This is a genomic window from Halorarum halophilum (assembly GCF_013401515.1).
GTDB classification, from domain to species: domain Archaea; phylum Halobacteriota; class Halobacteria; order Halobacteriales; family Haloferacaceae; genus Halorarum; species Halorarum halophilum.
In genome coordinates this window covers 2,358,708-2,370,425 of record NZ_CP058529.1, presented here as the reverse complement: position 1 = coordinate 2,370,425, position 11,718 = coordinate 2,358,708, and the positions used below count along the sequence as shown (strand labels likewise).

General features: G+C 68.0%; 11 protein-coding genes. 2 read left to right on the top strand and 9 right to left on the bottom strand.

The features are described 5' to 3' along the window. Positions 1 to 63: 63 nt before the first annotated feature. From HUG10_RS11945 to HUG10_RS11920, 6 genes are all read right to left on the bottom strand, one after another. On the bottom strand, positions 64 to 933 hold the full coding sequence (locus HUG10_RS11945) for a carbohydrate ABC transporter permease (protein ID WP_179169795.1): 870 nt from the start codon (positions 931 to 933) through the stop codon (positions 64 to 66). 1 nt (position 934) lies between these two features. Next, entirely contained in the window at positions 935 to 1,882 is a 948-nt protein-coding gene (locus HUG10_RS11940; protein ID WP_179169794.1) for a carbohydrate ABC transporter permease, read from the bottom strand. Between the two features lie 27 nt (positions 1,883 to 1,909). Next, positions 1,910 to 3,463 carry an ABC transporter substrate-binding protein gene (locus HUG10_RS11935; RefSeq protein WP_179169793.1) on the bottom strand — a complete coding sequence of 518 codons (1,554 nt, stop codon included), beginning with the start codon at positions 3,461 to 3,463 and terminating at the stop codon, positions 1,910 to 1,912. Positions 3,464 to 3,572: 109 nt separating this feature from the next. After that, positions 3,573 to 4,391 (bottom strand): fumarylacetoacetate hydrolase family protein, encoded by an 819-nt coding sequence (locus HUG10_RS11930; protein WP_179169792.1) that lies wholly within the window; start codon positions 4,389 to 4,391, stop codon positions 3,573 to 3,575. Further along, complete coding sequence (locus HUG10_RS11925; RefSeq protein ID WP_179169791.1) at positions 4,392 to 4,799, bottom strand: cupin domain-containing protein; 408 nt, start codon at positions 4,797 to 4,799, stop codon at positions 4,392 to 4,394. A gap of 225 nt (positions 4,800 to 5,024) precedes the next feature. Next, positions 5,025 to 5,822, bottom strand: coding sequence for an SDR family oxidoreductase (locus tag HUG10_RS11920; protein ID WP_179169790.1), 798 nt, complete (start codon positions 5,820 to 5,822; stop codon positions 5,025 to 5,027). Between the two features lie 169 nt (positions 5,823 to 5,991). Here HUG10_RS11920 and HUG10_RS11915 point away from each other — a divergent pair, with 169 nt between their 5' ends. Continuing rightward, positions 5,992 to 6,870 carry a hypothetical protein gene (locus HUG10_RS11915; protein ID WP_179169789.1) on the top strand — a complete coding sequence of 293 codons (879 nt, stop codon included), beginning with the start codon at positions 5,992 to 5,994 and terminating at the stop codon, positions 6,868 to 6,870. A gap of 295 nt (positions 6,871 to 7,165) precedes the next feature. Continuing rightward, positions 7,166 to 8,290 carry a GNAT family N-acetyltransferase gene (locus HUG10_RS11910; protein ID WP_179169788.1) on the top strand — a complete coding sequence of 375 codons (1,125 nt, stop codon included), beginning with the start codon at positions 7,166 to 7,168 and terminating at the stop codon, positions 8,288 to 8,290. 98 nt (positions 8,291 to 8,388) lie between these two features. Here the strand turns inward: HUG10_RS11910 and HUG10_RS11905 are convergent, their stop codons facing one another. From HUG10_RS11905 to HUG10_RS11895, 3 genes are all read right to left on the bottom strand, one after another. Beyond that, a complete protein-coding gene (locus tag HUG10_RS11905) occupies positions 8,389 to 9,111 on the bottom strand; it encodes a DUF7344 domain-containing protein (RefSeq protein ID WP_179169787.1) in 723 nt (240 codons plus the stop codon). A 101-nt stretch (positions 9,112 to 9,212) separates the two neighbouring features. Next, positions 9,213 to 11,255, bottom strand: a complete 2,043-nt coding sequence (locus HUG10_RS11900) for a bacterio-opsin activator domain-containing protein (RefSeq protein WP_179169786.1) — start codon at positions 11,253 to 11,255, stop codon at positions 9,213 to 9,215. Positions 11,256 to 11,259: 4 nt separating this feature from the next. After that, positions 11,260 to 11,712 (bottom strand): response regulator, encoded by a 453-nt coding sequence (locus HUG10_RS11895; protein WP_179169785.1) that lies wholly within the window; start codon positions 11,710 to 11,712, stop codon positions 11,260 to 11,262. Positions 11,713 to 11,718 lie beyond the last annotated feature (6 nt).

The window sequence follows — 11,718 nt, the reverse complement described above, 5'->3', positions numbered from 1 at the left end:
CCGGTGCTTCCGGAGTCCCGTTCGCACGGGTGATCCGCGTCGCCGGGGGCGAGTGGGGCCCGGTCATCCCTTCATCCCTCCCGTCATGCCGACGACGATGTACCGCTGGAAGAAGACCACCACCAGCGCCGACGGGATGACGGAGACGATGGAGGCGGCGGCCATCGCCGCCCAGTCGATGCCCGCGTCCCCGACGAACAGGAACGTCGCCACCGGGATGGTCATCGAGGTGAGGTCGGTGCTGACGGTGAACGCGAACAGGAACTCCCGCCAGGAGTAGAGGAAGGTGAGGATGGTCCCCGCGGCGAAGCCGGGCAGGACGACGGGGAACACGACGTGCCAGAACGCCTGGATCTTCGTGCAGCCGTCGACCCTGGCCGCCTCGTCGAGGGACTGGGGGATGGTGATGAAGAAGTTCCGCATGATGTAGATGACGAGCGGGAGCCAGAGGTAGACGTTCGCGATGACGATGCCCGTCTTCGTGTTCAACAGCCCGAACGTCGTCATGATCCGGTAGTACGGCGTCACCAGCCCGATGGGCGGGAACAGCCGCGTGAACAGCACAAACACGAACACCGCGTTGTCGAACGGGAACCGGAACCGGCTGAACACGTAGCCGGCCGGCGTCCCGAGCACCATCACGATCGCCGTCGACACGGAGGCGATGATCACGCTGTTCACGACCGCGCGCCAGAACCCCCGATCGATGAGCGCCCGCTCGTAGGCTGCGATCGTCGGGTCCAGCGGCAGGTACGTCAGCGCGAGGACGCCCTGCGAGGTCTTGAACGACGTGATGAGCTGCCACACCAGCGGCGAGATGGTGAAGAACACGGCCGCGAACAGCACCAGATGAACGACGTACCGGCTCTCGACGGCGTCCCACATTCGCTGTCGACGCCGGTACTTCTCGACGGTGAAGTCTGCCCCCGCCATGTTACACCTCGATCTCCTGCATCCGTGCGAGGATGAAGTAGACGTACCCCGTGGCGACGAGCAGCGTCACCGCGACGAGGAACACTGAGACCGCCGAGGCGAACCCGTAGTCGAGCAACTGGATGCCGAAGCGGTGGATGTAGATGGCGAGGGTCTCGGTCGCGCCGCCCGGCCCGCCGCCCGTCGTCGAGAACGGGATGGCGAACGCGCGGAACGCGAACATCCAGGTGATGAGCCCGGCGACGAAGAACGACGGCCGCAGGTACGGTAGCGTGACGTGCCGGAACGTCTGCCACGTCGTCGCGCCGTCGGTCTTCGCGGCGTCGTACATGTCCTGCGGGATGGACTGGAGTCCCGCGAGCAGCACGATGGTCGCGAACGGGATGCGCGACCACGAGTCGGCGAGGATGACGACGATCATCGCGGACACGGAGTTCGACAGCCAGGAGTACCCGGCGTCGAGTACCCCGAGGTCGATGAGGACCTTGTTGACGACCCCCAGCTCGCCGTTGAACATCCACTGCCAGGTGACGCCGACGATGGACAGCGGCACCGCCCACGAGATGAGGATGAGCGTCGAGTAGGCGTCCCGCAACCGCTGGTTGACGAGCTTGTTCAGCGCGAGCGCGACGATCAGCCCGGCGCCCACCGAGACGACGAGCGAGCCGAACGAGTAGACGAGCGTGTTCTCGACCGCGTTCCAGAACGTCGGGTCGCCGAAGATGCGCCCGTAGTTGTACGCCGGTTCGAACGTCTCGCCGAAGCCGCGCGTGTTCTGGAGCGACAGCCACAGCAGCATCACCGCCGGGTAGATGAACACGAGGAACAGCGCTACTAGCGACGGGCCGAGCAGCACCGTCCGGATGTGGTCGTTCACCCAGTCGGAGATCGTGCCGGTGAGGCCGCCGCCGTGGGGGCCGACCTCGCCCTCGAACTCCTCAGTGGCCATGGCGGGTCGGTGAATACCTCCAGGTCATCAGTTGTTGACCTCGGAGTCCACGAAGCTCTGCACCTGGTCCATCGCCTCCTGCGGGGACATCTCGCCCTGGATCGCCCGCTGGGCCGGCGAGAGCATCTGCTGGAACACCGAGGCCATCTGCGGGAAGAGCTCGAGGACGCCGTTCTCGATGGCGTTCCCCATAACCTCCCCGAACGTGACGAAGTCGTTCTCCGCCGAGTCGGTGTAGACCTGGTCCATGTACGAGATGTTCCCCTCGTAGGTGAACTCGAGCCACTGGGTGAAGTAGCTCAGTTTCAGGTCGCCGTACAGCATCGAGGCCAGCTTGTGGCCGGTGTCCGAGAACCGGTTGATGCTCGTCGTGTTCGGCGCGACGAGTCCCGCCTGGGTCGGCGACGGCCCCGCGTTGGCAGCCGGCGGGACGACGACCTGGTACTGGGAACCGGCCTCGTACTCCTGGAGCAGCCGCGGGATGAAGTCGCTGAACGCGGTCGTGTACGCCAGCTGTCCCGACGCCATCAGATCCACGATATCCCCCTCGCCGTACGAGATGACGTCGCTGGGGACGTAGCCCGCGTCGCGCCACTCCTTCATCTTCTGGATGACGCGGACGGCCTCCGGGGAGTTCATCACGACCGTGCCGTCGTCCTGGACCATGCGCCCGCCCTGCTGGAAGAGGAGCTCCCGGAACGAGTACGCCAGGTACGTCGAGGTGCCGGCGTAGTACGCGAAGGCGTTCAGGTCGGTCCCCTTGAACGCCTCGCCGAGCTCCTCGAGGAGGTCCCAGGACCACTCGCCCTGGAACCGCGAGGGGTCGATCCCCTGCTCCTCGACGAGGTCCGTCCGGAGGTGGCCCATGCTCGCCTCGCCGATGTTCGGGTAGCCGAAGGTGTGGGTCCCCTCGTACTGGGGGTCCAGGTCCCACTGGACGAGGCTCTGGAGCGCCGGGATGTACGGTTCGTACCCACCCTCCGGGTAGAGGACGTCCGTGGCCTCGAGGTAGCCCTGCTCGACGAACACCGGAACGAGGATCCCGTCGACGTTGAACGCGTGCGGGCTCGGCTCCTCGGACGAGAGGAACTGCTGCTCGCGCGTGTTCGCCTGGTCGACGCCGATCTCGATGACGTCCAGCTCGATCCCCGTTTTCTCGGTGAACATCTCGTGGGCGGCCAGTGTCGCGGGGTCGAACTCCATGTTCGCCGCGCCGTGGTTGAGGATCTGGAGCGTGTCCACGTCGCCGGCGGCGGTGTCCTGCCACCCCTCCGGCGGCGTCCACACGTCGTTCTCGACGGCGCTCTGGAACGCCTCGCTGTCCGTCCAGGTCGTGGCGCTCTGGCGGTCGGGAACCTGCCGGCGCGCTTCGATGGGCCAGCTGTCCGCGGCGCCGATACGGCGCTGCTGCCAGTTGTTCGCGAGCCCCAGCCCCTCCGCGGTCGAGAGGAAGTCCTCGCTACCACCGCCGCCACCACCGCCACCGTCTCCGCCGAATCCCATGCAGCCGGCCGTCGCGGCCAGCCCCGTCGCGCCTGCCGTCACCAGAAACGCCCGCCGGTTCGTGCCGTGGTCTGACATACCGCGTTAACAATTCGCAGGACGGAATATAGTTGTTTTCACGAGAATGCCATTTGATATTTATATGACGGAAAGTTACCAGGAAGCGACCAGGGACGAAAGAACCGCGCTACCGAACGACGTCCGCAGCCACCGTCCCGACCTCGTCCACCTCGGCGCGGACTCGGTCACCGGGGTCGATGGGGTGGGCACCCGGCGTGCCCGTGGAGACGACGTCGCCGGGTTCGAGCGTCATCACGTTCGAGTGGAACGCCACGAGCTCGCGCGGCGAGAAGTGCATGTTCGCGACGACGTTGCGCGACTCGACGGCGTCGTCGACGACCGTCCGTACCTCCACGTCCTCGAGGTCCATCCCGGGGCCGGGAACTGCGAGGTGCGGGCCGAGCACGAGGAACGTGTCGTAGCTCTTCGCCCGCGTGAGGAACCGCGGGTTCCGTTCGAGCACGTCCTCGGCGGTCATGTCGATGATCGGCGCGAACCCCGCGATCACCTCGTCGGCCTCGTCGACGCTCACGTTCCGGCACGTCCGGCCGATGACGACCGCGAGTTCGGCCTCGGCGGTGACGCGCTCCGACTGCGACTCGGGCGGCAGGCGGATCGGACCGCCCGGGCCGGTCACCGCGCTGCTCGGCTTGAAGAAGCTCGCCGGCTCTTCCGGCGGGTCCTCTGAGAGGTCCGCGGCGTGGTCGGCGTAGTTGAGCCCGATGCCGAACAGCTTCCCCGGCTCCCCGACGAACGGGCCGAACGACAGGTTCTCGCGGGGCATCCGCCCGGCAGGGACGTCGTCGAGGTCGCGCAGGCCGCCCGGTGCCCGCGGGAGGACGTCGCGGACGCTCGACGCGTCCGGGTAGGCGGCCTGGAGCGGGACGAACCCCTCCTCGTCGCCGACGAGCGGCCGACCGTCGGCGCTCCGGGCGAGGTACTGCATCTACTCGCCCGCCTCCCGCTCGCCGTCGTCTGCTTCCCCGGCCTCCTCCTCGTCCCCCGCGTCGTCCTCGCGGTCGGTCCAGAAGTCGAACGAGCGCCCCGGCGCGAACACGTCCAGGCCGACGGCCAGTTCGTCGCCCGTGTTCTCGACGCGGTGGGGCTCCGACGACTCCAGCAGCACCGAGTCGTACTGCCCGAGCGTCACCGAGTCGTCCTCGGTGTGGATGGTGAGTTCCCCCCGCAGGACCATGCACACCTGTTCGTTCCCGTGATCGTGCATCGGCGAGGAGTGGCCCGGCGGCTTCTCGAACCACTCGAAGCTGAACTGGTCGCTGCCGGCGAGCGCGCGCCGCTGCCAGCCCTCGTCGGGTTCGTACGTCTCGGCCTCGTCGAAGTCGACCGGCTTCATGGAGTAGAGAGGGCACTCGCCGGTATTCAATGGTCGTGTCGGTTGGGTAGTTACGATCCATTTGGTCGGATGGTGTTTGACTGCTACCGGGGTGACGACCGCGGAAGCCGGAGGCTTTCGAGGCGTTCGTGTCGCGTACAGAGCCAGATGCGCTTCGGGCCGTACAGAACCGCCCAAACAGTCGCTCAGATCAGAGAGTACGAAACGAGAAACCGACGGATGAGGTTAGAGATTCGACGCGCCCGAGCCGCCGTCGATGGGGATGGCGACGCCGTTGACGAACCCGGACTTCGGCGAGGAGAGGAACGCCACGACGTTGCCCAGTTCGATCGGGTCGCCGATGCGCCCGAGCGGGACCTCCTCGCCGCGGGCCGCCAGCGCCTCATCGTAGGAGTCGTAGTCGCCGCGCTCGACGGCGTCCTCCATCAGGTTCTCGATGCGCGAGGTCTCGTGCGAGCCGGGGAGCACCGCGTTCGACCGGACCTCGGGGGCGAGTTCCGTCGAGAGCGTCTTCTCGAGTCCGACGACGCTCATCCGGACGGAGTTCGAGAGCACGAGGTTGTCGATGGCCTCCTTCACGCTCCGGGAGGTGATGTTCACGATGGTGCCGCCGCCGTCCGCGCGCAGCGGGTCAGCCGCCTCGCGCACGAGCCTGACGACGCTCATCACGAGCAGGTCGTACGCCTCGTACCAGTCCTCGTCGGTCGTCTCGAGGAACGGGCCGGCGGGCGGCCCGCCCGCGCTCGTCACGAGGTGGTCGAGCCCGCCGAACTCGTCGACGGTCCGTTCGACCAGCGCCGCGACCTCCGCCTCGTCCGTGAGGTCGGCAGGTTGCCCGACGACCGTCGCGCCGTCCGTCGCCTCCGCGGCGACGTCCTCGACGGCCGCCTCCAGGCGCTCCTCGTCCCGGCCGTTCATCACGACGTTCGCACCCTCGCGTGCCAGCGCCAGTGCGCTCGCCTTCCCGAGCCCGCTGCTCGATGCCGTCACGAGCGCCGCGTTCCCGCCGATATCGAAGTCCATACCTGGACCTCACCGCCGATTCGCAAAAAAGCCCCGGGCGGGCGGAGCCAGTGGATGCGGTCGTGACGGGGCGGGTAGACGGTCGGGTCAGAGTCGATGGACGACCGGACCGTCGCGGTCGTCCTCACAGAAAGTAACGGTTAAACGCCGGGCGCCCCGTCCTCCCCGTATGCAACGACGCGCCGCCGCCGTCTACGTCGCGTTCTTCCTCGTCGTGGGCGCGGTGTCGTTCTCCCTCATCGCCACCGCGAGCGCGCCGCACTTCTCGGTGGAGAACCCCGAGCACACGCTCCAGCAGGGGGAGAGCTTCACCGTCGACGGAACCGAGTACAACGTCCAGAGCATCGAAGCCGAGATGTCCGGCGGTGGGGGCGGCGGCCACGGCGGCGGTGGCGGCGAGACCCTGGAGCGCTCGGGCGCCCTCAACTGGACGAACACCTCGGCCCGGCAGACGCTGACGTGGGAGAACGGGTCGACCGTCACCTACGACGGCCAGGACTGGAACGTCACCGTCCCGACCGGCCAGAACGAGAGCGTCACGCTCAGCGAGGTACAGAACCGCCAGGCGATCCTCCAGAACGACTCCGCCGTCGAGAACCAGACGACCACCGTCGACGGCCAGGAGTACGTCGTCCGCTCGGCCAACGGGAACGGCTCGCGGGAGCTGATCCCCGCCGACGAGTACTTCCCCGCCCCGGAGGAGCGCACCTACTCGCAGGGCGACGAGGTGCCGAACGTTGAGAACAACACGGCGACCGTCGACACCGTCAACTCCAGCGGCGCGACGCTCGCGTGGACCGCCCCGCAGACGAACGAGGTCGAGGTCGAGGATCGGGCGAACGTCACGGTCGGCTCGACCACGTACTTCGCCTACTTCCCGGACAACGAGACGATGGTGCTCACCCAGCAGTTCGACCAGTATCAGGCCTACCAGCAGGAGTCGACCGACTACAAGACGCACAAGGACGGGCTCTGGGGCGTCACGCTGCTGAGCGGCCTCATCTCCATCTTCATGATCGGGCTGGCGTACCTCCCCTCGCGGTACTGAGATCGGATCGGCCGTTCGGAGGGCGCTTTTCGGGGTCGCACGGTTCCTCACTCATCGTACCCTTTCCGACGATTTCGACGATTGTGTCTGGTTGATATCGTTCGCTCCGCTCGACAAGGTAGGCTTACCTCACGGACGGTTCCGGAGCTAACGGACTCGATGGCCGGCAAACCCCATTTGTAGCGGCGCGACCGCCCGACGGGAACACCTACCGGCTGGTGACATCCCGACCGTCGAGGCGCCACTGAGGTAAGCTCCGATTACTAAACCCATCGGATGCGGTACGTAGAGGCCCATGACCGCCTCCGTCGAGGAACGGAACGATTACGACGTCCGATCCTACCGCCCGGACGACAGGGATGGGTTCCTCTCGCTGTACGAGCGCGTGTGGGGGCGAACGAAGGGGGCGGACTGGTTCGAGTGGCGGTTCGAGGAGAACCCGTACGCGACGGACGTCGAGATGGTCGTCGCGGAGCGGGACGGCGACCTCGTCGGCGCCGAACCGCTGCTCCCGCTCCCGCTTCAGTTCGGGGACCGCGACCTGTTCGCCTACCAGCCGGTCGACTGGATCGTCGACCCCGACCACCGGCGTCGAGGGTTGTTCACGCGGATGACCGAGCGGCTCATCGACCGCTACTCGGCGCGGGCGGACCTGCTGTTCAACTTCCCGAGCGAGATGCTCCTCCCGGGGCTCCGGAAGTTCGACTGGCGGGTGGTCGGCCCCTTCCCGCAGGCGTACCGGATGCAGAACCCGAGCGCAGTGGTGACCCAGAAGAAGGAGACGAGCGACCTCCCCGGAAGCACCGTCGTGGCGGGAGTGACCGAGCCGTTGCTCCACGGCTGGCTCCGCGTCCGCGACCGGCTCAGGGGGAGCGTCGACGACTTCACGGTCGAGCGACACGAGTCGGTTCCGGTCGCGGAACTCGCGACCCTCACGGCGGACGCCCGACCGGACCGGATCTCCGTCCCCCGCGACCGGGCGTTCTACGAGTGGCGCTTCGACAACCCGCGCTGGGAGACGACGACGTACCTCGCGCGTCGGGACGGCGACCCGGTCGCCGCCGTCGTCGCCGCCACGGAGCACCTCGACGGGTACACGTGCACGCAACTACTCGACGTCCAGCCGATGCGGGAGGGGGAAAGGGAGTCGGACGCGATCGCTGCGCTGCTCGCGGACCTCGTGCGGGACTACCGGGACGTCGACCTCCTGAAAGCTTCGTCGTCAGTCCACGAGGAGGTGCTTCGCGCTCGGGGGTTCCTGCGCGACGACGCGTTCCCCCTCTCGCGGGTAGCGACCCGGACGACGCAGGTCGTTCGGCCGCTCGCGGCCGACGGCGACCCGAAGTGGCACGTCGACGGCCGCGACCTCACTGACCCCGACGCCTGGCGGCTCGCGCTCGCCGACCTGGACGTCGAGTGACCGGTTCTGCCCCGGTTCGACGCCTCTCCCGTCCGCCGGGCGACGTCGTTACTCGCTGTCCAGGGCGACGTCGTTACTCGCTGTCCAGGGCGACGTCGTTACTCGCTCGGGTCCGACACGGCGACGTTGCTCGTCCCCTCGACGACGAGGTCGTAGATCTCGGGGACCGACTCGAACTCGACGGTTCGCTCCGCGGCGTCGTACTCGACGATGCCGACGTCGTCGAGCTTCGGCAGGTGGACGTGGTGGAGCGAGGCGACCGCGGACGTGACCGCCCGCTCCGGGGGCGGGGAGCCGGCCGTTCGCCCGACGGCCGCGACCGCCGACGCGAGGTCGTCGAGCGCGAACGCCCCCTCGTGCTCCCGGAGGATCGAGACGACGAGTTCCCGGGCGGAGTCCGCCAGGAGCGTGTCGACGACCTCGTCCGTCCGTCCCGTCGCGAACGCCGATTCGATGGCGTCGAAGGTGGGGTCGTCCGCGAGCCAGACCGCGGGTCCGACGCGGGGCTCCTCCTCGTCGTGCTGGTACACGACGAGGCCGGTGTCGGCGAGCGCCGGCACGTGCTGGTGGTGAAGTCCCGTGAGCGCCCGGTTGCGCCGTGCGTCCGTCACCTCGTCCGTCGCGACTCCCTCCTCGCGCGCGACCACGTGGGTCGCCAGGTCGCTCATGGCGAACTCTCCGTGGTCGCGGAGCGTCGCCAGGACCGCCCGACGACGGGGGACCGCCGCGGCCGCGAGGAGTTCGGCGTCCGAGCGTGAGCGTTCTAGGCATCCCTGGTTCGTCGACGATTCACAGGGCACCTCCGGGGGGGCTTCGCTCATACACCTTCCCTTCGACGGATACCGCATAGCCCCTCGGCCTAATTGTTTACCGTCCACCGCGTCGTCGGGTTTTCCTCCGCGATGACGGTCGCCACCGCCGGTCAACGCTCCGTGTCCGACGCCTCGAACACCGCCTCCAGGAGCTTTCGTTCGGCGGCCCGCAGGTGCTGGTGGAACGTCGGCGCGGAGACGTCCAGCGACTCCGCGACGTCTTCGCCGGAACTGTCCCGCGGCCACTCGAAGAAGCCCGAGAAGTACGCCGCCTCCAGGGCGCTCTGCTGGCGGAGGGTCAACTGCTCGTCGAACGCCTGCCGGACGTCGACCTGCGCCTCAGGTCGCCGCTCCGTGCGCCGCTGGGCGAGCAACTGCGTCATCGGGTACGCCTCCTGCATCGTGTCGACGACAGACCGTACGTTCGCGCCCGGCGGGAGGTGGACGGTCACTTCGAGCGCCCCGTCCTCGATGGTGGCGCGGTGGACGCGGCCGTGCGCGGACGCGATGGCCGTGAGCATCGTCGACCCGGAGAGGGTGAGTTCGAACCGTATCTCGTCGCCGCCCTCGGACAGCACTGTCACCGACTCCCAGGACGGGTCGTGCTCCCGCACCGCGTCGAGGACGTCGATGGCGTCGGCGCCCGCCCGCCCGTAGACGGCGTACCGATCGTCCCCGAGCGGAACGACCCGTTCGAAGGAGATCGAGTCGTCCGTGCCGCCGGCGACGCCGAGCGAATCGAGGTAGTTCTGGACGACGAACTTCACCTCGATGACCTCCTCGCTCATCAGCGCCTGCTTCCGTTCGATGGCCGTGATGGCGTGGCCGACGACTTGCCCGAGCTGACCGATGACCGCCCGCTCGTCGTCGCCGAAGGCGTAGCGGCGGTCCGAGTAGACGTTCAGGACGCCGTACAGCATCCCGTCGTGGACGAACGGGATGGCCGCCGACGAGTGGATGCCGTGTTCCTCGGCGTGGTCCCACCAGGGCTCGTAGTCGGGGTCCTCGTGGACGTTCCGGGCGACCTGGATGGTCCCCGTCCGGATCGCCCGGCCGGTCGGCCCCTGCCCCGTTGACCCGTCGTCGACGGTGATCTCCACGTCGCCGAGGTAGTCCTCGACGCCGGCCTCCGTGCGGACGACGACCTTCTCGGAGGCCGCGTCGACCTCGCCGATCCACGCGAACGAGTAGGAGTCGCTGCCGGCCAGCGCCTCGCAGACGGCCCGTTCGAGCTCCTCCCGGGTCGCCGACTCGATGACCCGGTGGGTGATCTCCTGGACGACGCCGTTCAGCTGGTTCAGCGCGGCGAGCTCCTCGCGCTGCTGTGCCAGTTGCTCCTCGCGCCGCTTCCGCTCGGTGACGTCCGTGGTGTAGAGGACGATGCCGTCGATGAGCTCCTCCTCGCGCAGGTCGCGCCCGCGGACCTCGAGGACGACCCACGAGCCGTCCCTGTGTTCGAACCGGAACTCCATGGAGGGGGCGTCGTCGGTCTCCAGGACCCGCTTGAGCGACTTCCTCGCCCCCTCGCGGTCGTCGGGGTGGACGTACTCGAACCCGTTCTCGCCCGTCAGCTCCCCGGGCTCGTAGCCGAGGACGGTCTCGACCGACGGGGTCACGTACTGGATGGTCCCGTCCAGGTCGACGACCGCGTTGACGTCGGTCGACTCCTCGATGAGCACCTCGTACCGCTTCAGCTCGCGCAGGTGGGCTCGGCGCTCGACGGCGTGGTACACCGTCCGGATCAGCAGGTCGCTGTTCACCTCGTCCTTCACGAGGTACTCGTCGGCGCCGCTGCGCAGCGCCTTGAGCCCACGTTCCCGGTCGCGGAGCCCGGTGAGCACGACGACCGGGGCCGATGCCCGGTCGAGTGTGGTCGAGAGCGTCTCCAGCCCCTCGCTGTCCGGCAGGTCGAGGTCGAGCAGCACGACGTCGACCGCGACCTCGTCGAGCAGGTTCAAGCCCGCCTCGAGCCTCGACTCGTGGTGGATGGTCGGCGCCGTCCCGTCCTCGTCGAACACCTGCCCGTCTCCCACCTCCTGGCTCCGGACCCGGGCCGAGAGCTCGGTGGCCTCCTGGAGCAGTTCGGTGATGTACCGGGCGTCCCCGGGGTTGTCCTCGATCAGCAGGAGCTGGAGCGGGTCGTCGTGGCTCATCGGATCACTCCACCGGGTCCGGAAGCCGGACCAGCGTGAACCAGAACTGCTCGAACGATCTGACGAGCTCCATGAACTCGTCGGGGTTGATCGGCTTCGTGAGGTACGCGTTCGTGTGCAGTTCGTAGCTCCGCACGATGTCCTCCTCGGCCTCCGAACTCGTCAGGATGATCACCGGGATCGACGTGAGGTCGGGGTCGTCCTTCACCGCTTCGAGCACCTCGAGACCGTCCACCTTCGGGAGGTTCAGGTCGAGGAGCACCAGTTTCGGCCGGGGGGCCGACTCGTGCTCCCCGCGCTGGTGGAGGAAGTCGAGCGCGGCTTCGCCGTCGGTGACGACGTGCATCGTGTTGTTGATGCGGGCCCCGGTGAACGCCTCCTTGGTGAGTCGCACGTCGCCGGGGTTGTCCTCGACGAGGAGGATGTCGACGGGTTCACACGACGTCTGCCCGGTCATCGGCAC

What these genes read in the sequence shown, in the direction of transcription:
- HUG10_RS11895 (WP_179169785.1), bottom strand. Translation starts at nt 11,712, where the DNA reads ATGACCGGGCAGACGTCGTGTGAACCCGTCGACATCCTCCTCGTCGAG.
- HUG10_RS11940 (WP_179169794.1), bottom strand. Translation starts at nt 1,882, where the DNA reads ATGGCCACTGAGGAGTTCGAGGGCGAGGTCGGCCCCCACGGCGGCGGC.
- HUG10_RS11930 (WP_179169792.1), bottom strand. Translation starts at nt 4,391, where the DNA reads ATGCAGTACCTCGCCCGGAGCGCCGACGGTCGGCCGCTCGTCGGCGAC.
- HUG10_RS11925 (WP_179169791.1), bottom strand. Translation starts at nt 4,799, where the DNA reads ATGAAGCCGGTCGACTTCGACGAGGCCGAGACGTACGAACCCGACGAG.
- HUG10_RS11900 (WP_179169786.1), bottom strand. Translation starts at nt 11,255, where the DNA reads ATGAGCCACGACGACCCGCTCCAGCTCCTGCTGATCGAGGACAACCCC.
- HUG10_RS11910 (WP_179169788.1), top strand. Translation starts at nt 7,166, where the DNA reads ATGACCGCCTCCGTCGAGGAACGGAACGATTACGACGTCCGATCCTAC.
- HUG10_RS11945 (WP_179169795.1), bottom strand. Translation starts at nt 933, where the DNA reads ATGGCGGGGGCAGACTTCACCGTCGAGAAGTACCGGCGTCGACAGCGA.
- HUG10_RS11920 (WP_179169790.1), bottom strand. Translation starts at nt 5,822, where the DNA reads ATGGACTTCGATATCGGCGGGAACGCGGCGCTCGTGACGGCATCGAGC.
- HUG10_RS11935 (WP_179169793.1), bottom strand. Translation starts at nt 3,463, where the DNA reads ATGTCAGACCACGGCACGAACCGGCGGGCGTTTCTGGTGACGGCAGGC.
- HUG10_RS11905 (WP_179169787.1), bottom strand. Translation starts at nt 9,111, where the DNA reads ATGAGCGAAGCCCCCCCGGAGGTGCCCTGTGAATCGTCGACGAACCAG.
- HUG10_RS11915 (WP_179169789.1), top strand. Translation starts at nt 5,992, where the DNA reads ATGCAACGACGCGCCGCCGCCGTCTACGTCGCGTTCTTCCTCGTCGTG.